The following is a 21,479-nucleotide window of genomic DNA, read 5'->3' as shown; positions in this document are numbered from 1 at the left end:
CAGAGGCAGGCAAACTTGTCCTGCCCCACCAAGCTAGCCAGCCGGGTTTAAGCGCTGCTGCGCCAATTCGATAAAATTTGAGTCAAATACCCACGAGGTCCAGCGCGGTCCGGGCAAGACCTTGTTTACGCTAATCAGGGAAAGGGCGCGTTGGGAGGCCTCGAACGAGCTTGGGGAGTGTCGCATTTAAGGCCGTCTTAGTGTGTCGGACGCAGTGTGATCACCAACAAGACCTGAATCCAATTCAGGCAATTGCAGGCGAATGCCTGCCTGTGCCGCGTTGATTGGCATAGCTGTAAAGGGCGTCGTGGAAATGAGTATTGTGTATGCGTAGCCTGTTCTCTTTCGGCGCGAGCAAAGAGAGCCTAGCCGTCGCGGGCTCCGGTCATCGACCGGAAATGCTGCGGCGCAAGACGCTCGCCACCAATGCGCGCATCGCCATCGTCGCCAGCGCTATCCTCATGCTGCCGGCCATCATCTGCCTGGTGCTGGGGACTGCATTGCCCTTCGTCATCGCCGCCATAGGGCTGGCCGCCGGCATGATCAGCCTAGCCATGCATCAACGCGCCCAGTTCGAACAGGCCGTCGCGGCGCAGGTCTATGCCATCATGGCGATCGGGTTGATCCTGACCCTGGCCGACGGTCAACTGGCCGATGCGGGCCTCGCCGTCGCTGTTCTAGGGCCCGTGCATGCCTCGCTGCTGGCGCGCAATGTCATGCGCCGCCAGAGCTGGGTGGCGCTCGCCGCCATCTGCCTGCTGGCTTTCATTACCTCGCGCTTCGGACTGCCGGCAATCACCGTCGGCGTGGCCCCGCTGATGGCCACCTGTGTGCTGGCCTTCACGGTTTGTGCCGCCATCGTGGCCCATTCGGCCAACCGGATCGGCGCCGCCTATGAAGTTTACGATCGGTCGCAGGTGACTGCGTACCGGCATCTGATCGAGCATGTGCAGGACGCCGTGCTGCGGTTTTCCAGCAGCGGCGAAGTGTTGCTAGCCTCCAAGACCTCCGAAGCCCTGTTCGGCTGCCCGCGTTACGAGCTGACCGGCTCGGGACTGGGCGAGCGCTTGCACGTGCTCGATCGGCCCAGCTATCTGACGGCCTTCGCCGATGCCAACCAGGGCGGCAAGACGCGTATGATCGAAGTACGCATGCGCCAGGATGATCCGCGGGCCAGCACGCGCGTGCCCCATTTCATCTGGGTCGAGATCAGCCTGTCGCCGGTGATCGACCCCGAGTCGCCCGATCAGCGGCATGAAGTTGTGGCGCTGTTCCGCGACGTGACCGAGCGCAAGGACACCGAAGCCGCCATGACCGAGGCCCGGCGCGTTGCCGAGGAAGCCTCCAACGCCAAGTCGCATTTCCTCGCCACCATCGGGCATGAATTGCGCACGCCGCTGAATGCAGTGGTGGGGTTCTCAGAAATGATGACCACGGGCATTGGTGGCGAGCTATCGCCGACGCACAAGGAATATGCCGGACTCATTCACCAGAGCGGCAAGCATCTGCTCGAAGTGGTGCGCATGCTGCTCGACATGTCAAAGATCGAAGCCGGCAAATTCGAGGTGCAGACCGAGCCGTTCGCGCCCGATACCCTGGTCGAAACCTGCTTCAAGATGGTCGAGGGACTGGCGCGCGAGCGCAATATCACCCTAGTCGCCGATATCGCCAATAACCTGCCGGTGCTGGTGGCTGACGAGCGCGCCTGCCGCCAGGTGCTGCTCAACCTGCTGTCGAACGCCATCAAGTTCAGCCATGAAGGCGGGACCGTGACCGTGACGATGAAGCGGCAGGGGCAGAGCCTCAACATCTCAGTGGCCGATAGCGGTATCGGCATGGCGCCCGAATCGCTGCAGCGCGTTGGCGAGCCGTTCTTCCAGGCCAATGAAGGGCTGTCGCGCCGCTACGAGGGCACAGGGCTGGGCCTATCCATCGTCAAGGGCCTGGTCGATCTGCACGACGGCACCTTGCGGGCAATGTCCGAAATTGGGGCAGGGACAACCATGACGGTTTTACTTCCTATAAACGGTCCGGCAATAAAGACGGAGGACAGTGCCGTGGTAACGCCGCTGCATCGTGAGCCGGCCCCATTGCAAGCGACCCCATGGCAAAACGAAAAAAGAAAAGCGCAATGACGGATTCCACGCTCACACGCCTGCCACTGCTGGCTGGTGGCGCCGTCGCGGCCTCGCTGAGCCGCGCCGGCCTCTGGACATTCTCCCGCTACATGCGAGCTCCGCTCGCCTCCACGGCCCTGTTGGCCATGGTGACGCTGACGGCGCTGGCCGGCAGCAATGCGCTCTATTTCCAGACCGCGCGGCACCCCGCGCCCCTGTTCGCGCCCGCCCCCGACGTGCCGGAGACGGCCTCGATTGTCGAGGTGCCCGATGCGCCGGCTCTGCCGCAACTGCGCCAGGCCGAAGTGCCGCAGCCGGTTTCCCAGGAAACCACCAGCAGCGTGGCGCAGCCGGCGCCGACTGTGCCCGATGCGCCGGTCGGCAATACGCAGGTGTTCGAGCTGCAGAAGAAACTGACCGAACTCAAACTGTTCGAAGGCACCGTCGATGGCTTTTACGGGCCGATGACGGCTCGGGCGATCCGGGCTTTCGAGGAACGCAATGGCATGACGCCCACCGGCGCGATCTCGCCCGGCCTGGTCGACGCTATCCTGCGCGCCGACACGATGGGCATGGCACCGCAGCGTGTACAGGTAGCCGAAGTCGCGCCGCAACCCATGGCCGCGCCGGTACGGACCATCCGGGCCGCGAAGGTACAATTGCCGCCGGTGGGGCTGGCTCCGGTCAACGCCGTGCAAGCCCCGACGCCGGTGGAAGATGCGTTCGACACCGTGACCAGTTCCGCGGCAGAGACCATTGATTCGATCGTCGCAGCCGTCGATGGCAGCCGCGTTACTCCAACGACTCCCGCATTGCGACCGACCGCGGCGCTCCCCTTGATGGCAGCCACAGCCCAGCCGATGCCGGCGCCCGTGCAGCATGTCGCTTCGTTGGAGCCCGTTGCTCCTCCCGCCGTTATCATTCCGCAGCCGGAAGCTATCCAGCAGGCGGCAATTGCTCCCGCCGCGGCCGCGAGTCCGACCAGCAATGCGCAATTGATCGAGCAGGTTCAGCGTGGTTTGGCGAGCCTGGGCTTCCTGCAGGGCGCCATCGACGGCAAGCCCGGCGAGGCCACCGCCAAAGCCATCCGCGCCTTCGAGATTTTCCACAATTATGCGCCGACGGGCGAAGTGAACCCGCAATTGGTGGGTCTGCTGCGAGATGCCGGCGCCTCGATCTGATGAGTGCGCTGCGTAGCGACCTGTGGTGCGCCGCCTTCGTGCGGCGACACAATGACCTGGGCCATATGTGCGTGGTGTTACGCCGCGGCGATCCGATTGCCGGACAGGTGTGGATCGAGGTCGATCATCTGGACGGCAGCGCAACACTGTTCACGCCCGCGCCAATGGCGAGCCGCGGTGAGGACACCGCCGGCCTGGTGTTCCAGCGCCGGTTTGCCCGAGTCGAACCCGCCAAGGTACGCGAGCGCATTGCCCAGGAAGCCAAGTTCGACCCCGACTTCTGGGTGCTGAGCATCGACCTGCGCGGCGACGATGTCGGGATCGACGTGGTCGCCTAGCTGGCGCGCTTGACGCCGATGCGGGCCAGGGCCTCGATGGTCTGGTTGATCACCGGATTTTGCGAGGCCGACAGCGGCGTGCGGCGGCTGGTTTCGGTGAACGGCTTGTATTCGGGCTTGGCCAACTCGAGCAGGTTCACTTCGCCGCGCCAGGCGCTCATCAGATAGGCCATGGCATCGGGCTCGACGCTGCCGAACATGGTGGCGAAATCGGCCAGCGCGCGCGAACGCTCGCTGTCATGCGCAGTGGCGTGGATCAGCACCTTGAGCCCATCATAGGCGCTGCAGCCGAAGGCGCGCAGGATGACAAACAACGACGCGCCGGTTACGTCATGGGCAATCTGGCCGCACCGCACTTCGTCGAGGCCAGTGATCTGGCTGAGTAGCTTGGTGACTTCGGGACGGCGATTTTCGGAAAACAGCTTCATCAGCGCCTTGGTCAGGCCCTGCGTCGCCACGGTGATCTGCTCGATGGTCTTCTTGATCGGCGCGACCGGGGTCTGGCGATTGGCGAAGGCCTTGATGACCTTGATGCGATGATCGTCGGACAGATCGAAGAACGCCGGCGCCAAGAGCGCGGCATCGAAGTCGTCACGGCCAGCCAGCGATTCGGCGACCATGTAGTCCATCTGGGCGGAGCGGGCGAGGGCGCTGAGATAGGCACCACGCGGGACGATGGCGGTATTGGCGGCAAGGGAGCGATAGACCTTGCGCGAGTTCATCTGGAACAGCTTGGCCAGCACCACATTGGTCAGGTCGGCGCGACGGGCCATGGTCGCCGCCGCAGCGATATCGTAGCGCGCGATGATATCGAGCATGGTCGCTTCCGACAGCGCGGGAGCGGCATCGAGAAAGCCGCTAAGATCTTCGCCGATATTCTCGACCACCAGCGCTTCAAGCACTGGAGACAGCGCCTCGGCACGGCCCAGGATGGCAGCGCCCTTGGCGCGGGCCTGTGGGCCGGCAATGGGGAACAGGCGGGTGGCGAGGGCTTCGAACTGCTCCGCCTCGGGCGCTGTCGGCCGACCGCGGCGCGCATAGGCGTCGCAAGCGGCGATCAGCAAAGTGTTGGTGCGGTCCACGCCGCCGGTTTCGATCAGCAGTTGGAAGGTTTCGTAAGGTTGAAAACCGAGCATGTTTTGGGACCGTCGACTCAGAGAGCACCTCTATTAGGCGCATTTATACTCTTGCCGGCAATTCGTTAGCAGACTGTTAACCTTGACGATCTCTTAATGCACAGGCGCGTTGGGCGTTGCGCGCGGTCATTTTGATACATGTTGCTTCCGGTGGGACGGGAGAACGGCATTTTTGGAGGCTAGCTTGGGAAAGCTCGTCAAATTCGACAGTCGCCGCCGGCCTGCCAGCGGAGCTTCACAGCCAGCCGGGAACGCCCAGATTCTTATTTTTACCGGAGTACGGTATGAGCGCGGTACGCCTTTGGCACCGAACAATCGCATCGGTCCGCCAAGACCAAAGCGCAAGCGTGTCTGAACGTGTCCGCCAGTTTTTCGGCGCCGCGGTCATCGTTGGCGTCGCGGCCCTGGCCGCCGGCTGCGTTTCGCGCCCGGTGGGAGATTTCGGCCGGGCCGACCCCAGCTTCACCCATGACGTGATGATGCCCGCCATCGGCAATTCGCTGGCCAAGGGCCATCACGAGCCGGTTTCCGATTTCAACTGGACCGACCAGGAGGAGGAAATGCACAACCGCGTCTGGCGCTTCCTGGTCGCGCCGCATGCCAAGGACTGGTTCTACGACGTTGCGGTCGAGCTGCAGCGCACCAGAATCACCGGCGAGACCGACCTGCGGTTTTCCATCGATCGCTATTACACTTGGCTGAAGCGGACCGATTACGAATCGTCACGCACGCGCTATTCGACCGTCGGCCGCCATATCCAGGCGGATATCGATACGATCCCGACGACCTTCATCTCGATCTGCCAGGTGCAGGAGGTCGATCGCCAGCGCGGCATTGCCGAAGACGGATTGAGGAGCGGGCTGGAACCCGATGTCCGGCGCGATGTCGGCGCGCGGCGCGCCGAGAACGACATGCACATCAACTGGTTCGTCCGGGCGCTGGATTATCGCTACCAGTCCTATGACTACGCGCTGGACCATCTGCTGGTCGAAACGCCGCATGAGCAGTCGCTGGCGGTGGATGATGCACTGGGACAGATGAAGGTCTACCTCGATCGCGCCAATCGCGGGGACTTCTGCAGCGGGCAGGGGCTCGTTATCGGCGGACAGCAGGCGGTGATTCCGTCGCGCTACGGTTCGCGCAGCTACAGCGTCGAGCGGGTGGACCTGAAATAGCCAGCAGTGGGCGCCGTCGACCGCGTCCACTGCGTTCACCATGACGCCGCCAAGGTGCCCGTGTTAGGATGCCGTCCCCATAGTGGCGCGGCCGCTTGAGCGCCTTGGAACGGAACTGACATCATGACTCCGCTGGTCGGGCTGCTCATCATCATCGGCCTGATTGGCATTAGCGTCGTCATTTCGCTGTCGGAAATTGCTTTCGCGGCGGCGCGCGAAGTGCGCATTCGTGCGCTGGCGGAGGCCGGGAACAAACAGGCCCAGCGCTTCGTGGCGCTGCGGGCCGATGCAGGACGGGTCATTACCGCGCTGCAGATCTGCACCAATGCGATTTCGATCCTGGCCGGCGTGGTCGGCGACGGCTTCCTCGGGCCGATCTTCTCCGAAATATTTGTCCGGCTCGGTGCCGGCGAGATGGCGCCCAATATTGGCGGCATAGTCGCCTTCTGCGTGGTGACGGCGCTCTTCGTCCTGTTCGCCGATCTGGTGCCCAAGCGCATTGCTTTGCTGATCCCTGAGGAAGTGGCGCTATCGGTGGGCTGGTTTCCGCAATACGCGGTGATCGTGCTGCGCCCGCTGGTCTGGGTGTTCAGCGGCGTTTCGGACTGGATCATTGCCCGGCTGGACCTGCATCCGGCCGTGCCGCATGACCAGGTGACCACCGAGGACTTTCGCATGATCCTGGCCGGCGGCGAGGCCTCGGGCGCGCTGATGAAGAGCGAGCATCGGCTGATCGAGAATGTGCTGGCGTTGGAATTGCGCAGCGTCACCTCGGTGATGACCATCCGCGACGATATCGTCTATCTCGACATGCGCGATCCGCCGGAAGTGCAGCGCGAAAAGGTGCAGCGGCGGCCGTTTTCCTATTACCCAATCTGCGATGGCGGCATCGATGCGGTGATCGGCTGCGTGCGCGCCGAGGACATTCTCGCGACGTCTATCGAACAGCCGGGGCCGATCGATTTCGCCAAGACACGACGCGATGTGCTGAGCGTGCCGGACAGCCTCAATATCTGGGAAGTGCTGGCCGAATTTCAGGCGCAGGGCACCGGCTTCGCGCTGGTGGTCAGCGAATACGCGCTGGTCGTCGGCGTTGTGACGTTCAAGGACCTGATGGGGGCGCTGATGCAGGGGCTGGCCAATCCGTTCGAGGAGGAGGCCATCCTGCGGCGCGACGACCTGAGCTGGCTGGTCGATGGCGTGGCGCCGCTGGTGGACGTGACCCGTACGCTGGGCCTCAAGACGCTGCCCGAAGGGCCCTATGAGACCATTGGTGGTTTCATCGTCCATCGACTGCGCCGCGCGGCGCGCAAAGGCGACAAGGTGGAAGAATCGGGCTTTGTATTCGAGGTGGTCGATGCCGATCGCACCAGGCTCAACCAATTGCTGGTGACCAAAGTCGCACCCAAGGCGGCCCCCAAGCCGCCCGCCAAGTAATTTCAGGGACTGCGCGTTGCCAGCCACAGGATTTGGTGGCAAGTTCGGTGGGCGAGTGTGGAATGGGCTGTAACATCGACGGGCGTAGCCGCCCGCTGAAGGATTCTTATGCGCGCTTTGCTCGTCCTCGCTCTATTTGTACTTTTCCCCACCATGGTCTTCGCCCATCCCGACCCGCTGCACGCAGTTGGCTTTGTGCATGGTCTTGAGCATCCCGTCGGCGGGCTGGATCACGTCCTGGCTATGGTCGCGGTCGGTGTGTTTGCCTTCGTGCTGGGCGGGCGGGCGCTCTGGCTGGTGCCGCTCAGCTTTATTGCCATGATGGTGCTCGGCTTCGCGCTGGGCCTCAATGGCGTCGACCTGCCGTTTGTTGAATTGGGCATCGCGCTGTCCAGCGTGGTGATCGGCGCGGCGGCGGCCTTGAAGGCGCCTATGCCCGTTGCCGGGGCGATGGCTTTGGTCGGTGCATTCGCGGTTTTCCATGGTCACGCCCATGGCGCCGAAATGCCGGAAGGCGCTGGCGGGCTGCTTTATGCCGCAGGTTTCGTGGCGGCCACGGCGGCACTGCATGGCGCGGGCATTGGTGCGGCGTTGGGAGTCAGCAAGCTGGTGGGCAGGCACGGCCAAGTCATCGCGCGGGTTGCCGGCGGCGTTTTTGCGCTGGGCGGCATCGGCGTACTGTTCGGTTGGCTCTAGGCCACGGCCGCGTCGACGAACTGCTCCTTGCCATCGGTATAGGCGGCGCGGTTATCGGCGAATTCTATCGCGAGGCGCGTCTTGAGCGCCTCGTAATCCCGCGCCAGCGTCGGATCGGCCAGCATGCGGTCGCGGAAGCGCAGATTGCGGTGCCACTTGGGGCCGTCATGAGCGACCACATGCAGTAAATGTGTCCTTGGCGCGCCCTTGCCGAAGACATGGTTGGGTACGCCGGCATTGGCGACATACTCGTAGCCGACATCAGCCAAAGCCGGCGCCAGCAGGGGGCCTTGATCGAAATCGGCGATGCCCAGCATCAGGTCGAGAATGGGCTTGGCGCGGATGGTGGGAATGGCGGTGCTGCCGAAATGCTGCAGATCAATGACCGTGGGGCCAAGGGCGTTGCGGATGCGCGTGGCCTCCGCAGTGAAAGCGTCATGCCAGACGGGGTTATGATCGACCAGCAGCACGGTACCCTTGCGCAGGCCAAGGCCCCATTGGTTGGTGTGGTTCATAGTTGATCTCCTCGACAGGAGTTTTGCCCTATGAGGGTTTGGGAAGGCAACGGTGCTGCTGTGCTCGTGTTCGCTTCTCTCCATCGCCTCCCATCCGCCCGGCTATCCCCAAAGGGACCCACCACCTCGGAGTCATTCCCGCGCAGGCGGGAACTTCTGCTTCAACACCCACAGAAAGCAAACGGAGGTCCCCGCCTTCGCGGGGATGACCCGGTGGAGGGGGGATGACCCGGTGGAGGGGGATGACCCGGTGGAGGGGGATGACGCGGTTGGGGAGGGATGACGAGGTGCGGGTGATGACCGGTATGGGGTGGGCTATGTGCCCACTCCAGCGGCCTCAAGCCGGCGCGGGCGCCGGAGTCTTAATCCCGCATTTGACCTTGGCCAACTGGTCCTCGAAGCGCTGGCGCATGGCCTGGTGTGGCGGGGCGAGGCGGACCAGAACGAAGATGTCGTCGTCAAGCGACTCGACCACCAGCAGCCCTTCGGCGATATCGAGCTGCTGCTGGGCCAGCAGCCGCGTCTGGTCGGCGTTGAAAATGCCCAGTTCCAGGGTCTGGCCGATACCGTCGCGATTGGTGGTCGAATAGGTGATGATGCCCTGCTTGTTGAACAGCGCCACCGACCAGAAGGCATCGGGCATGATGCCCGAGAGATAGGCCGGGCCGGCATTGAGGTCGATCTGGCAGACCCCATAGGCGACATCGGGATCGAACCCGAGCGGATTGGGCTCACCGGGCACGACCTGGGGCAGGATCACCATTTTGTTCTGGGCATTGAGCGCGGCGATGCGCGTCCAGATGGTGTCTTCGGCCAAAGCCGGCAGGGTCAGGATCACGACGATATGGATGATGCCGCCAAGGATGGCGCCGCCGAGCAGCCAGAGCAGGGTGCGGATCATGCGCAGCCCTCGCGCAGGATCGACGGCATGGTTTCGCCGCCGGTTCCGAAGCCGGAAAATACCGCAGTGTCGTAGAGCGTCAGCACCAGGCGGAAATTGCCGCTGCCGGTGAGTTCGAGCCAGTTCTGCGGCGCCAATTGCTTGCCGACAAAAATCAGGATCGAACCATTATCGGTCCGTGCGATGGCGTTCGATCGCATGGCCGCATCCTCGCCCGGGCGGGCAAGATTGACGCCCGCGGCGTCGACCGCCACCAGGGTCCAGAACGTCGCGAGCGGCGTCTTGCCGACGATACGGTAGGTGCAAGCCAGCGACAGTGTGTCGCCCGCGCTATCGGTGGTGGCGGTGAATTGCAGGCCTTCGCTGAGGCCGAGCTGCAGGCCGGCGGCGCGGGTCAAATGGCCGCGCGTATAGGGATTGGGCGCGGCGGTACCCACATCGGGCCATGCGATCCAGGGGCCGACCACGGCAGCGCCGAACAGACGGCCATCGGTCAGCGCGTAGTAGCTCAGCCCGAAGCCAACGCCGAGCGCAACCGTAACCAGCAACAGGAGGTGGATGACGAAACGCAAGGATCAGGCGTCGGAAGCGGTGGGAAGGGACATGGATGGCCTGGTCGCTGCGGTTGAATGGGTAAGGCTATAGCAATCGCGTGGAGTCGGCGGAAGGGGGGATGGTGGAGTGGAGCGATGGCGAGCTTTGCGGCGGCAACCCCCTCACCCTGCTTGCTCCGCTGAACGCGTCGCAAGCTGTCCCTCTCCCACAAGGGGCGAGGGTGGGCATCGAGTTTGTTTGGCCACGATGCCCCCTTCTCCCCTCGTGGGAGAAGGTGCCCGAAGGGCGGATGAGGGGGTGGCCAAGAGCGTGGAGCTACAGCCCGCTCGTCTCCACCGAAATTGGTGTGCTGGCCCGGTCGGTGACCGGCATGGTGGCGCGCAACGTGGTGCGTAGCAGGTCGGCGACATCGACGAGCTTGCGGGCAGCGGCCGGCTTCAGGGTCGGTGGCCGCTCGGCGGGTGCATCCTCGACCTGGCTGGGATCGGTAGCGGCGATGACGACCTGCTCGGGCACGAAATCGACGCCGAAGACCGGCTTGATCTCGATATTGGTGTGGGCATAAGCCATGAATTTCTGCCAGGCTACCGCTGGCAGGTTGCCGCCCGTCAGGGTACGCGTCGGGTGGTAATCGTCATTGCCAAACCATACGGCGGCCACGTAATTGCCGGTGAAACCGCAGAACCACGCGTCGCGATAGGACGAGGTGGTGCCCGATTTACCCACTGTCGGGACCCCCTCGATCTTGGCCTTGGTGCCGGTTCCGCCGGTGACCACGCCGCGCAACATCTGGTTCATGCCCTTGACGGTGGTTTCGCTCAGGATGCGCTCGCGCGGATCGTCCGGATGCGCCTCGAAGATCACGTCGCCGGTGAGGGAGGCGATGCGGTTGATGCCATAGGCGGGCGTCTTGTAGCCTTCGTCAGCGAGCACGGCATAGGACGAGGCCATATCGAGGACTGAAACCGAGGCCACACCCAGTGCCAGCGAGCGGGTTATGGGATAGTCGGCGCGCAGGCCCATGCGGTGGCTCAAGGCGGCAATCGAGTCGCGGCCGGTCTTGATCGACAAGGTCACGGCGACCGTATTGAGCGATTGGGCCAGTGCGCTGGCCAGTGTGATCGAGCCCTTGTAGTTGCGGCCGTAATTCTGCGGGCACCAGTCGCCGATGCATACTGGGCGATCGGTAATCAGGTCCTGGGGAGTCAGCCCCAATTGTTCCAATGCCTCAGCATAAACGAAGATCTTGTACGACGAGCCGGGCTGGCGATTGGAGACGATGGCACGATTGAACTGGCTTTTGCCGTAGTCCACCCCACCCACCATGGCGCGGACCGCCCCCTTGGTATCGGTGACCACCATGGCCGCCTGCTCGACATCGTACTGCGCGCCGCTATCGCGGACGGTCGAGGTGACGGCGTCCTCGGCGTATTTCTGTAGCGTGGTGTCGATCGTGGTGCGGACCACGAAATTGTTGGAGGTGTGGTGGGAGGCCTCGATGACGGTCTTGGCTTCCTCGAAGGCCCAGTCGAGGAAATAATTGGGCGAATTGATATCGGCCGTCCGGTCGACCGGAGTGGCTGGATGGCGACGGGCGGCGGTGACCTGGCCCTCGGTGAGGAAGCCAGCGGCCACCATATTGGTCAGCACCAGATTGGCGCGGGCGCGGGAGGCGGCCAGATCGACATGGGGGGCATATTTGGTGGGGGCCTTGAACAGGCCCGACAGCATGGCGGCTTCGGCGAGGCTGATGTCTTGCACCTTCTTGCCGAAATAGAAATCCGAGGCCGCAACGACGCCGAAGTTGCCGCCGCCCATATAGGCGTGGTCGAAATAGAGCTTGAGGATCTGGTCCTTGGAATAATGCCATTCCAGCCAGACGGCCAGGAAGGCCTCGATCACCTTGCGCTCGATGGTGCGCTCGGAGGACAGGAACAGGTTTTTGGCGAGCTGCTGGGTGATTGAGGAGCCGCCCTGCGTGCCGCTATCGCCCGAGGCATTGCTGGCGATGGCGCGCAGCGTGCCGACCACGTCGATGCCGAAATGGTCGTAAAAGCGCCGGTCTTCGGTGGCGAGGGTCGCCTTGACCAAATAGTCGGGCATGTCGGCCAGCGCGACGCTATCGTCCGAGCGGATGCCGCGGCGACCGATTTCATTGCCGTAGCGATCCTGGAAGACCACCGAATAATCCTCGGCCTTGTTGAATTCGCCGGTGGCAGTGGCGTCGAAGGCCGGCAACGCCAAGGCGGTCATGAGCACGGCGCCGATGGCGCCGAAGGTGAAGGCGTCCGACAGCAGTTCGACGAACAGGCGCAGGATGCCGCGGACGCGGAAGATGGACATGATGTCCTGGAATTTGGTCCAGCCGCGACCGGCTGACTGGCCCATATCGTAGAGCGAGGAATCGAGCCATGCATCGGCCGCCAGCATGCTGGATTTCTTGACGCGCTTTTCTTTGGTATAGAAGGGATCCTGCACGTCGATCCTCGCTGGCGGGGTCACGGACCTTTGTCCGTGATTGTCCCCATAGGCAACACAATCGCTGGAATATGATTGCCCTTGGCGGTGCACAAGAGCAAACCAGCAACATCATAAACTGGCTCAGGTTAAAATGGCCTTCTGGGAAGAAAAATCGCTATCCGAGATGACCCCGACCGAGTGGGAGTCGCTTTGCGACGGCTGCGGGCGCTGCTGCCTGATCAAACTCGAAGACGAGGACAGCGGACTGCTGATCACCTCGGACGTGCGCTGCCAGCTGTTGGACGGCGATACCTGCGCCTGCACCGACTATCCGGGCCGCCAAAAGAAGGTGCCCGACTGCATCAAGCTTGATCCCGAGAACGTCGTCTCGATCAAGTGGATTCCCACCACCTGCGCCTATCGCCGCATTGCTGAGGGCAAGGGCCTGGCCTGGTGGCATCCGCTAGTGTCGGGCGACCCGCAGACGGTGATCGACGTCGGCATCTCGGTGAAGGGCCGCACCTTCCTCGAAACCGAGGTCGATCCCGATACCTGGGAAGAGCACGCGGTCGATTGGCCCGAGTGGGAACCCCCGGAAAGCCTATAGGGCGTACTGCCTAGCGGCGTGTTCACCGTTAGTTAACCATAGCTGTAAACCGACTGTTAACCATGATGTGTCCAGATCAGGGCACGCACAGCGTATGGCGAGCCCAGAACAGGCATCAACATGACCGATACCGTGACGATAAAGGTAACTGCCGATCCGTTCTGGACCCGGGTCCGCATGGCTTTGGGCGCGTCGCGCCCAGCACCACAGGAGCGGTTGCCCGCTTATGGCAAGGCCGCGATGGCGCGCTCGATCGGCATGAAGCCGCGACTTGGCGCGCGGCTCGAGGAAGAACTGGTGATGGCCTGGATGCGCTCGGCCGAGCGCAAGGTGTCGCTGAGCCTGCTGGTCATCGAACTGGATCGCTTCAAGGAATACTCCACCGCCTACGGCAAGCTCGAAACCGAGGACTGCCTGATGTTGGTGCGCGACGCGATCCGCGCGGTGCTGCCGCGCGAGGGCGATAGCGTGCTGCGGCTGGGACAGGCCTCATTCGTCGTGGTGCTGCCCGATTTTCCGGTGCTGATGGCGCGGGCCACGGCGCAGAAGATCGCCAGCGCGGTGCGCGACCTCGGCCTGGCACACAAGGAAAGCCATGCCGGCATCGTCACCACCGGCATTGGTCTCGCGGTCGGCAATCCGCGCGGCAATTATGATCGCAAATTCTTCGAGACCGCCGCCGAGGCGCTGATCAAGGCGCAGCGCCGTGGCCTCAATCGCATTGAAGCCGTGGACCTGCGTCCCGCCCAAGAACGCAAGCGCAAGGCTGTTTAGGGGAGCTTTTTCCTAAGTGTCTTCCCACATGCGGAGTCATTCCCGCGTAGGCGGGAACCTCTGTTGTTCTTGCCGGTCTGCAAACGGAGGTTCCCGCCTGCGCGGGAATGACCCGGTGATTGATGAATCGCAAGGCTGCCTCGTAAAGGGAGGGGTTCCCTCCGCGCGCGCCAGCCTCTAAGAAGCCCGTCCTTCTGCCGCCCGGCGCGCGGCGCAATCGACGGAAATCCTCATCATGGCCACCGCTTGCGGGCTCGACTTCGGCACGTCCAATTCGACCATGGGCATCGCGACTCACAATGGTGGTCCGCGCCTGCTGGCGCTGGAGGACGGCAAGCCGACCATTCCCAGCGTGCTGTTTTTCGGCTTCGAGGATGACACCATCCATTTCGGCCGCGCCGGTGTCGCCGAATATGTTAGCGGCGCCGAGGGGCGGCTGATGCGCTCGCTCAAGAGCGTGCTGGGCACCTCGCTGATCGGCGACAGCACAAGGGTCAAGGCGCGCAGCTATGGCTTTGTCGAGATTTTGGGGATTTTCATCGCTCAGCTGAAGCAGCGCGCCGAGGCCGAGCTGGGCGGGCCGGTGGACAGCGTGGTGCTGGGGCGGCCGGTGCATTTTGTCGATGACGACGCGGCGGCGGATGCCGAGGCGCAGAAGCAGTTGGAAGGCGCGGTGCGGGCGCAGGGGTTTAGGCATATCGAATTTCAGTTCGAGCCGATCGCGGCGGCGCTCGACTATGAGCGGCAGGTGAGCGACGAGCAATTGGCGCTGATCGTCGACCTGGGCGGCGGCACCTCGGACTTTACGGTGATCCGGGTTTCGCCCGCGCGGTCCAAAAAGCCGCAGCGGGCGGACGATATTTTGGCGACGGCGGGCGTGCATGTCGGCGGCACCGATTTCGACCGGCTGCTGTCGGTGGCCAAGGTGATGCCCGAACTGGGGCTGGGCAGCGAAACGCGGGACGGCAAGCGCTATCTGCCGGTGGCGCCGTACCATGAGTTTGCCACTTGGCACCGGATCAACCGGCTGTATCACGCCAAGCCGCTGCGCGACTTGATCGGGACGCGCAACGAGGCGCGGCGGCCGGAGCTGGTGAGCCAGTTCATCGCGCTGGTCGAGGAGCGGCAGGGGCACCGGCTGGCTGGGGCGGTGGAAGAGGCCAAGATCGCGCTGTCGGATGTGGCGGAGCATCGGTTTCACTTCGAGAGCCGCGGGGCGCAGGTCGATACGGTGATGACCAACGGTGATCTGGCGCGGGCCCTGGACAATTCGGTGGAGCGGATCGCGGCGACGATCGGGGAAACATTGGCGCGGGCAGGGGTGGGCGCCGCGGCGATCGATAGCCTGATCCTGACGGGGGGATCGACGCTGGTGCCGGTGATCGTGGCGCGGTTGCGGGCGATGTTTCCTGATGCGGCACTGGTGCGTACCGACGTGCTGGGTAGCGTGGGCTTGGGACTGGCGATGGAAGCCGCGCGCAAGTTTGGGGTGGACTGAACGCCATGCCGGTGACTGGCGTGGTTAGCAGCTCGTTCACCAAAACGATGGTATTTGCCGGGTCCAATCACACATCAGCCTGAATTTGGCGTCACGGACCGCGGCAACGCGATCTGGCAGGCGTGGCCCAGAGCCTCAAGGAACACACATGACACTTTTCAAGACCACTGCCGCGCTGCTGCTCGCCCTCGGCGTGGTTGCGCCCGTCGCGGCACAGGATTTGAGCCCGGTTGGCACCTGGCAGACCACGACCGGCGAGTCGCGCTATAAGGTGAGCCTGTGCGGCGATGGTACGCAGCTTTGCGCCAAGCTGACCTGGCTGCGCGCCGATGCGCGGACGCCGGAAAACCTGGCGCTGCTGAACAAGCTGGTAGTGCGGAACGCCAAATCGATCGACGAGAACAAATGGCGCGGCATGGTGAAGTATGATGGCCATGAGGTTTCCGGCTCGGTGACGCTGGTCAATGCGAACCAGATGAAGCTGTCCGGGTGTCAGTTGGTGGCGTGCCGGCAGGTGGACTTCGTTCGGCTGTAGGGTTTGCGTGGTTTGAGTTTGGGCCCCGTTCTGCGCAGGCAGGGCGGGGCTTTTTGTTGGGCATTGAAGGCGCAGTCGACACCCTCCCCTTGCGGGGAGGGATCAAGGGTGGGGGACGTTTAGCCCGAATATCGCGGCTCTCGCCCCCCTTGCTGCTCGATCACGGACTTAGCGAAGGGCTAAGTCCTATCTCGCTTCCCTCCCCGCGAGGGGGAGGGTGACGACTGATGGTTCTGTCCTCACGCATACCGGCGGAATAGAGCGTCTGGGCCTCGCTACCAACACGCAAACTTATGCAACAAATCCCCGCGTGACGGAGCCGTGCTAACTTCTGGGCATGATCGAGAAATTGGGTCAGGAAGCGGTGCGCAGGGGCTGAAGGACCGGGGCTAAACGACACCCCCTCCCAACCTCCCCATCAAGGGGGAGGTGCCCCTCCACTCGTTGAACTGGATCGAGACACACCCACCGGAAGACACCTCCCCCTTTGATGGGGGAGGCCAGGAGGGGGTGCCTTGAGCTGGTGCGCCAGGGCATTCCGACAAAACGGCAAGACCGATTCACAAGTGGGTCATCGATGGATGAGGATGCGCAGGAGCAGCGAGTGGCAGTGCCCGACTGGGCTGCTATTCGCATCGATTTTGAGGCCCGCACTTTCCCGCAGCGGGAGCTGTGCAGGCGCTACGCCATTACGGCACCGCAATTGCGCTACCGGCGAGAGCGGGAGGGTTGGGTGGGCAGCCGAGTGCATCTGGTCAAGTCCAGCGACCTCATCCACCGGATGTTCAAGATTCTAAACAAGCAAGTTCGCTTACTGGAGAACGCCGTGAAGGACCCGATAGACAAGCAGGTCGGAGCGCTGAGCGCGACGGTCAAGACCTTCGAAAAGTTGGTCGAGCTGAGCGCCGCGGAGCGTAACGTCAAGCCGACGAACAAGAAGGACATGCGCGATCTGCGTGACAAGCTGGCCAAACGCATTGACCAGTTCAAGCAGCGCTGAGGCCAAGGCCGAAGTCGACGCGTTGAGCGACGATCAGGTCGCGGCAAAATACTACGGCTGGGCCGAAAAGTGGGCACGCGCCGATCAGTTGCCGCCCGAAGGCGACTGGACGACTTGGCTAATGCTGGGCGGGCGCGGTTCGGGCAAGACCAGGGCCGGAGCAGAGTGGGTTCGGTCTTTGGCGGCGGCCAAGATCACGCCGATCGCACTGGTGGGCGAAACCATGACCGAAGCCATCGCCGTGATGATCCGGGGCGAAAGCGGACTGCTCAACGCCCACCCCGATGACCAGCGGCCGGTGCTCAAAGGCACCAGTCTGATCTGGCCCAACGGGGTAGAGGCCATAGTGATGTCGGCCTCCGATCCGGACCGGTTCCGGGGGCCGCAATTTGCGGCCGCCTGGTGTGATGAGATCGCGAAATGGCCTGATGCGGAAGCGGCGTGGGACATGCTGCAGTTCGGATTGCGGTTGGGCGACAAGCCCCGGCAGCTGGCGACGACGACGCCGAAGCCGACGCGATTGTTGAAGCGGCTGCTGGCCGATCCGCTAACCGTGGTGACGCAGGCGAAGACGGCGGACAATCGGGCGCATCTGGCGCCGAGTTTTCTCGACGCCGTGGTGGGGCGCTATCGCGGCTCGGTGCTGGGGCGGCAGGAGCTCGATGGTGAGATGATCGAAGACTTGCCCGATGCGCTGTGGCAGCGGGGCATGTTCGTGCCGGTGGGGCCGGTGGCGCCTGAAAGAATTGTGGTGGCGGTTGATCCGCCGGTGACGGGGAACGATCGCTCCGATGCCTGCGGGATCATTGTGGCCGGACGGGTGGGCGAGGGCGCGGTGGTGCTGGAAGATCGGACGCTGAAGCCGGCGGCGCCGCTGGCCTGGGCACGGCGGGCGGTGGCGGCGTTTCATGCGCATGGTGCCGACGCTATCGTGGTCGAGGTCAATCAGGGTGGCGACCTGGTGAAATCCGTCATCGCGCAAGTCGATCCCAATGTGCCGGTGCGCGCTGTCCGGGCAACGCGGGGCAAATGGCTGCGGGCGGAGCCGGTGGCGGCGCTTTATGGGCGGGGTCTTGTGCGGCACGTGACTGGCCTGAGCGAGCTCGAGGACGAGATGTGCGCGTTCGGCAATGACGGGCGCAGCGACGGGCATTCGCCGGACCGGGTGGATGCGCTGGTCTGGGCGATCACCGAATTGCTGCTGGTGGACATGACGCCGCGGGTGAGGCGGGTTTGACCACTGTTCTTCCCCTTCTCCCCTTGCGGGAGAAGGTGCCCCGAAGGGGCGGATGAGGGGTTGTCGCCGGATGCTCGAAGCATAGGTGGGCGCAGTACCCCTCACCCTGAAAACCGCTGAACGCGGATTTTCGGTCCCTCTCCCGCAAGGGGCGAGGGGAGATGGAGCCGCTGGGTCGGCGAATGAAGGAGCAAAAATATGCCGAACTGGTTCAACCGCCTGACGGGCGGGCGCGACAACACGCCTGCCGAACGCAAGGATTTTGCCGGGCATTCGGTGCTCAGCCTTAGCCAGCTCGGCGCGGCGACCTGGAGCAATCGGGGGTTTGCGAGCCTCGTGAACCAGGGGTTTGCAAAAAATCCGGTAGTGTATCGCTGTGTCCGGTTGATCGCCGAGGCGGCCAATCGGGTGCCGCTGGTGATCGAGGAGAACGGGCGGCGGGTGGATGAGCATCCGCTGGCGGCGTTGTTGGGGCGGCCCAATGGGCGACAGTCCGGCGGGGAAATGCTGGAGGCGGTGTTTGCCTATCTGCAGACCGCGGGGAATGCTTATTTGCAGGCCGGCGTGGTTGATGGCGAGGTCAAGGCGCTGTTCTGCCTGCGGCCGGACCGGATGCGAGTGGTGGCGGGTGGCGACGGCTGGCCAGTGGCTTATGATTATACCGCCGGCGGCAAGACCATGCGGCTGCGGCAGGACACTTTGCCGGTGCCCGACGTGCTGCATATGGCGCTGTTTCATCCGCTCGACGATCACTATGGCATGGGGCCGCTGGAGGCGGCGCAGACCAGCCTCGATATCCACAATGCCGCCGGACAATGGAACAAGGCGCTGCTCGATAACGCGGCGCGGCCTTCGGGAGCGCTGGTCTATTCGGTGGCGGGCGGGAACCTCACAGCCGAACAGTTCGAACGGCTGAAGACTGAGCTGGAACAGGGTTTTTCGGGGGCGTCGAACGCCGGCCGGCCCATGGTGCTGGAGGGCGGGCTGGATTGGAAAACCATCGCGCTTTCGCCCCGGGACATGGATTTCATCGAGGCCAAGAATGCCGCAGCGCGGGACATTGCGCTGGCGTTTGGGGTGCCGCCGATGCTGCTCGGGATACCTGGCGACAATACCTACGCCAATATGGCCGAAGCCAATCGCGCGCTCTGGCGGCAGACGCTGATCCCGCTGGTGCTGAGGGTGGCCGAGGATATGAGCAACTGGCTGTCGCCGGCCTTCGGCGGCGCGGTGATCAAGGCCAATTTCGACGGGGTCGAGGCGCTGGCCGAAGATCGCGCAGCGCTGTGGAGCCGGGTGGGCAGCGCGGAGTTTCTGAGCGACGCGGAGAAGCGGGCGATGCTGGGGATCAGCGCGTAGCTAGGGCGCGGCCAGTCTCCGCGCCCTGATCGCTGACGTCTAGTTCGCCACGGTCGAAATTAAGTTCGATTTGTTCGTAATGGCGTTCGAGCGGCGTTATCGCAAGAGCCAACCGCGAGCACCGGCAGGTACGTCGGACGGCGGGCAGTGGATTGCCGACCTGCTGAATCCGCCGGGCGGACAACAGGTCACGGACCGGGTGCATTTAGCGGGCCCGCGCTGGTGACGGGGTTCTCCGGTGGCCGCCAGTTTGGCGGCACCTATGGTACCACAGGGATGTACAATATCTTTGGCAAGAGCCTTTGCCGGGATTGCGCTGTGAAATTTCTGGGAATTCAAGGTCTGCCCTATGAGGAGCAGCGACTAACGCTGCAGGGATACGACAAGACGCAAAAGTGAGGCTTTGATGCCGACCATAACCCAAGTTCTTGATGCAGTCCGCGTGGGTGACGTCATTTTTGGACTAGGCGCGAGTGGGCAAGAGAAACTCCTGCTTGTCTATAAAACGGACCTGCGCGGCTTCTCCGCGCGGCACGTGACCACCCAAGTCAAGCTCAGGTTCAACCCTGATGGCAAGACCCATGTCTATGCTGATGGTGGATACGTCACAATCGTCTCGATCGCTCCGCTCCCCGCGGAAATGCATGACGTCGCACTTGGACTCGATCTCAAGTCTGCAGCACGGCCGGAATACCCGGATAGCATCTTAAGCAAGGCAGAGATTGAGCTGTTGCTCACATATCCAAAGTTCTTCAAAGCACGGCTCCTGCCAGGCAGGGAGTTCATTGTCAAAGCTGCAGATAAACTTAACGGCGTCAAGACGGTCCTCCAACAGCAATGGGATCCGATCCACGCTCGAGATAATCCTCCAGCGTGGGACGAATATCACGACGACCTGCCGGTGCTGATTGACCTGCTGGACAGGCAAGCTGCGCTCGAAGATGTGGCAAGTTTTCTGGCGACCATGGCTGCCCGGAAACAGCGAACGCCTCACGTGTCCGGACGTGGCGAAGCAGCTGCTGCTACCCTGGTGAAATTACGAGAACGGTGGACCTGACCGAGGCATCGCGTCGTCCACACTGGCGCGAGCTTGAGGAACAACACGCGGCCCCTTCCGGGGCCGTTTTCATTTGTGGAGATCCATCATGGACGAGCTAACCAAAACCGTCATCGAACGCGGTGACTTGGCGCATTTGGCGCTGTTCTTGTGGGCGTCGGGAGCCAGCGCGCTGCTGGTGTGGACGCTGCGGGAGCTGGCGGCGGCCAATAAGCGGTTCAACGATTTCGTGCACGAAATTTCCAGCCTTAACCGGCTGTTCAAAAAGGGAGATTGACCTGTGGCGAGCAAGCAGAACCGGGACAACGCGCAGCAGACGTTCCGGCAATTTGCCTGGAACTTGGCGGGCACGCTGGCCAGCGTCAAGGCCGGGGTGAAGCCGGCGGCCACCAAGCCGGGCAAAAGCTGATGGTGGCGGCAGGCAGGATACCCATCGACGCCGATGGGCGGTTTTCGGGCCATGCCAGCCTGTTCAATACACTCGATGCCGGTGGCGACATGGTGATGCCGGGGGCGTTTTCCGCGAGCCTGGCTAAACGGCGCGGGCGCATCCGGCTGCTGTTCCAGCACGATCCCAAGGAGCCGGTCGGCATCTGGGAAAGCTTGGGCGAGGATGCCCAGGGGCTGTTCGTCAACGGGCGGCTGGTGCCGGGCGTGCCGCGGGCCGATGCGATCCGGAAACTGATCGAGAGCCGTGCGATCGATGGGCTGTCGATCGGCTTCCGCACCGTCAAGGCGACCAAGCAAGGCGGGCATCGCAAGCTCTGGACCATCGACCTGTTCGAAATCTCGATCGTGACTTTTCCCATGCTGGAGGACGCGCGCATCGCGGCCTCGGCTGACCATTCGACCGGCGCCGCAATCGCGGCGGCGATTTCCGTTCTCCGCAACCCTTAAAGGA

22 protein-coding genes are annotated in these 21,479 nt (G+C 63.3%); 17 read left to right on the top strand and 5 right to left on the bottom strand.

Going from position 1 to position 21,479, the window contains the following annotated elements:
- Positions 1-326 precede the first annotated feature (326 nt).
- The 3 genes from JWR51_RS18520 to JWR51_RS18510 are packed head-to-tail and all read left to right on the top strand — an operon-like array spanning position 327 to position 3,636.
- Positions 327-2,135, top strand: a complete 1,809-nt coding sequence (locus JWR51_RS18520) for a PAS domain-containing sensor histidine kinase (protein ID WP_299750919.1) — start codon at positions 327-329, stop codon at positions 2,133-2,135.
- Entirely contained in the window at positions 2,132-3,298 is a 1,167-nt protein-coding gene (locus JWR51_RS18515; RefSeq protein WP_299750918.1) for a peptidoglycan-binding protein, read from the top strand. The genes JWR51_RS18520 and JWR51_RS18515 overlap by 4 nt, the downstream gene beginning before the upstream one ends.
- Positions 3,298-3,636: a DUF1491 family protein gene (locus JWR51_RS18510; protein ID WP_299750915.1), complete on the top strand. Its 339-nt coding sequence runs from the start codon at positions 3,298-3,300 to the stop codon at positions 3,634-3,636. The genes JWR51_RS18515 and JWR51_RS18510 overlap by 1 nt, the downstream gene beginning before the upstream one ends.
- Here the strand turns inward: JWR51_RS18510 and JWR51_RS18505 are convergent.
- Positions 3,633-4,772 (bottom strand): DUF2336 domain-containing protein, encoded by a 1,140-nt coding sequence (locus JWR51_RS18505; RefSeq protein ID WP_299750912.1) that lies wholly within the window; start codon positions 4,770-4,772, stop codon positions 3,633-3,635. The genes JWR51_RS18510 and JWR51_RS18505 overlap by 4 nt on opposite strands.
- A gap of 347 nt (positions 4,773-5,119) precedes the next feature.
- Here JWR51_RS18505 and JWR51_RS18500 point away from each other — a divergent pair, with 347 nt between their 5' ends.
- The 3 genes from JWR51_RS18500 (at position 5,120) to JWR51_RS18490 (ending at position 8,080) form a co-directional block, all read left to right on the top strand.
- A complete protein-coding gene (locus tag JWR51_RS18500; RefSeq protein ID WP_299750911.1) occupies positions 5,120-5,947 on the top strand; it encodes a hypothetical protein in 828 nt (275 codons plus the stop codon).
- A 123-nt stretch (positions 5,948-6,070) separates the two neighbouring features.
- Positions 6,071-7,384 (top strand): hemolysin family protein, encoded by a 1,314-nt coding sequence (locus JWR51_RS18495; RefSeq protein ID WP_299750908.1) that lies wholly within the window; start codon positions 6,071-6,073, stop codon positions 7,382-7,384.
- Between the two features lie 108 nt (positions 7,385-7,492).
- On the top strand, positions 7,493-8,080 hold the full coding sequence (locus JWR51_RS18490; RefSeq protein WP_299750905.1) for a HupE/UreJ family protein: 588 nt from the start codon (positions 7,493-7,495) through the stop codon (positions 8,078-8,080).
- On the opposite strand, the gene JWR51_RS18485 is transcribed toward JWR51_RS18490, so the two are convergent.
- From JWR51_RS18485 to JWR51_RS18470, 4 genes are all read right to left on the bottom strand, one after another.
- Positions 8,077-8,595: a GrpB family protein gene (locus JWR51_RS18485; protein WP_299750902.1), complete on the bottom strand. Its 519-nt coding sequence runs from the start codon at positions 8,593-8,595 to the stop codon at positions 8,077-8,079. The two genes, JWR51_RS18490 and JWR51_RS18485, sit on opposite strands and share 4 nt — an antisense overlap.
- A gap of 337 nt (positions 8,596-8,932) precedes the next feature.
- The gene (locus JWR51_RS18480) at positions 8,933-9,496 is read right to left on the bottom strand and encodes a hypothetical protein (RefSeq protein ID WP_299750899.1); all 564 of its coding nucleotides are present in this window, start codon (positions 9,494-9,496) and stop codon (positions 8,933-8,935) included.
- Positions 9,493-10,068 (bottom strand): DUF1214 domain-containing protein, encoded by a 576-nt coding sequence (locus JWR51_RS18475; protein WP_299750896.1) that lies wholly within the window; start codon positions 10,066-10,068, stop codon positions 9,493-9,495. The genes JWR51_RS18480 and JWR51_RS18475 overlap by 4 nt, the downstream gene beginning before the upstream one ends.
- A gap of 298 nt (positions 10,069-10,366) precedes the next feature.
- Complete coding sequence (locus JWR51_RS18470; protein ID WP_299750893.1) at positions 10,367-12,553, bottom strand: PBP1A family penicillin-binding protein; 2,187 nt, start codon at positions 12,551-12,553, stop codon at positions 10,367-10,369.
- A gap of 109 nt (positions 12,554-12,662) precedes the next feature.
- On the opposite strand from JWR51_RS18470, the gene JWR51_RS18465 reads away from it, so the two are divergent.
- The 11 genes from JWR51_RS18465 to JWR51_RS18415 all read left to right on the top strand — a co-directional run bounded on the left by JWR51_RS18465 (position 12,663) and on the right by JWR51_RS18415 (position 21,475).
- Positions 12,663-13,118 carry a YcgN family cysteine cluster protein gene (locus JWR51_RS18465; protein WP_299750889.1) on the top strand — a complete coding sequence of 152 codons (456 nt, stop codon included), beginning with the start codon at positions 12,663-12,665 and terminating at the stop codon, positions 13,116-13,118.
- Positions 13,119-13,238: 120 nt separating this feature from the next.
- On the top strand, positions 13,239-13,892 hold the full coding sequence (locus JWR51_RS18460) for a diguanylate cyclase (RefSeq protein WP_299750886.1): 654 nt from the start codon (positions 13,239-13,241) through the stop codon (positions 13,890-13,892).
- A gap of 235 nt (positions 13,893-14,127) precedes the next feature.
- Entirely contained in the window at positions 14,128-15,390 is a 1,263-nt protein-coding gene (locus JWR51_RS18455; protein WP_299750883.1) for an Hsp70 family protein, read from the top strand.
- Positions 15,391-15,538: 148 nt separating this feature from the next.
- Positions 15,539-15,925, top strand: coding sequence for a DUF2147 domain-containing protein (locus JWR51_RS18450; RefSeq protein ID WP_299750880.1), 387 nt, complete (start codon positions 15,539-15,541; stop codon positions 15,923-15,925).
- 604 nt (positions 15,926-16,529) lie between these two features.
- Positions 16,530-16,925: a hypothetical protein gene (locus JWR51_RS18445; protein ID WP_299750877.1), complete on the top strand. Its 396-nt coding sequence runs from the start codon at positions 16,530-16,532 to the stop codon at positions 16,923-16,925.
- Positions 16,903-18,162 (top strand): terminase family protein, encoded by a 1,260-nt coding sequence (locus JWR51_RS18440; RefSeq protein ID WP_299750874.1) that lies wholly within the window; start codon positions 16,903-16,905, stop codon positions 18,160-18,162. Before JWR51_RS18445 ends, JWR51_RS18440 begins: the two co-directional genes overlap by 23 nt.
- 198 nt (positions 18,163-18,360) lie before the next feature.
- The gene (locus JWR51_RS18435) at positions 18,361-19,521 is read left to right on the top strand and encodes a phage portal protein (protein WP_299750871.1); all 1,161 of its coding nucleotides are present in this window, start codon (positions 18,361-18,363) and stop codon (positions 19,519-19,521) included.
- A gap of 406 nt (positions 19,522-19,927) precedes the next feature.
- A complete protein-coding gene (locus JWR51_RS18430) occupies positions 19,928-20,578 on the top strand; it encodes a hypothetical protein (RefSeq protein ID WP_299750869.1) in 651 nt (216 codons plus the stop codon).
- 88 nt (positions 20,579-20,666) lie between these two features.
- Positions 20,667-20,855, top strand: a complete 189-nt coding sequence (locus JWR51_RS18425; protein ID WP_299750866.1) for a hypothetical protein — start codon at positions 20,667-20,669, stop codon at positions 20,853-20,855.
- A 3-nt stretch (positions 20,856-20,858) separates the two neighbouring features.
- Entirely contained in the window at positions 20,859-20,987 is a 129-nt protein-coding gene (locus JWR51_RS18420) for a hypothetical protein (RefSeq protein ID WP_299750863.1), read from the top strand.
- Positions 20,987-21,475 carry an HK97 family phage prohead protease gene (locus tag JWR51_RS18415; RefSeq protein WP_299750860.1) on the top strand — a complete coding sequence of 163 codons (489 nt, stop codon included), beginning with the start codon at positions 20,987-20,989 and terminating at the stop codon, positions 21,473-21,475. Before JWR51_RS18420 ends, JWR51_RS18415 begins: the two co-directional genes overlap by 1 nt.
- Positions 21,476-21,479: the final 4 nt, after the last annotated feature.

Origin of the sequence: Devosia sp., from assembly GCF_028290625.1 — a bacterium.
GTDB lineage: Bacteria > Pseudomonadota > Alphaproteobacteria > Rhizobiales > Devosiaceae > Devosia.
The sequence above is the reverse complement of the archived record's forward strand: the minus strand, read 5'-3'. Positions and strand labels throughout refer to the sequence as shown.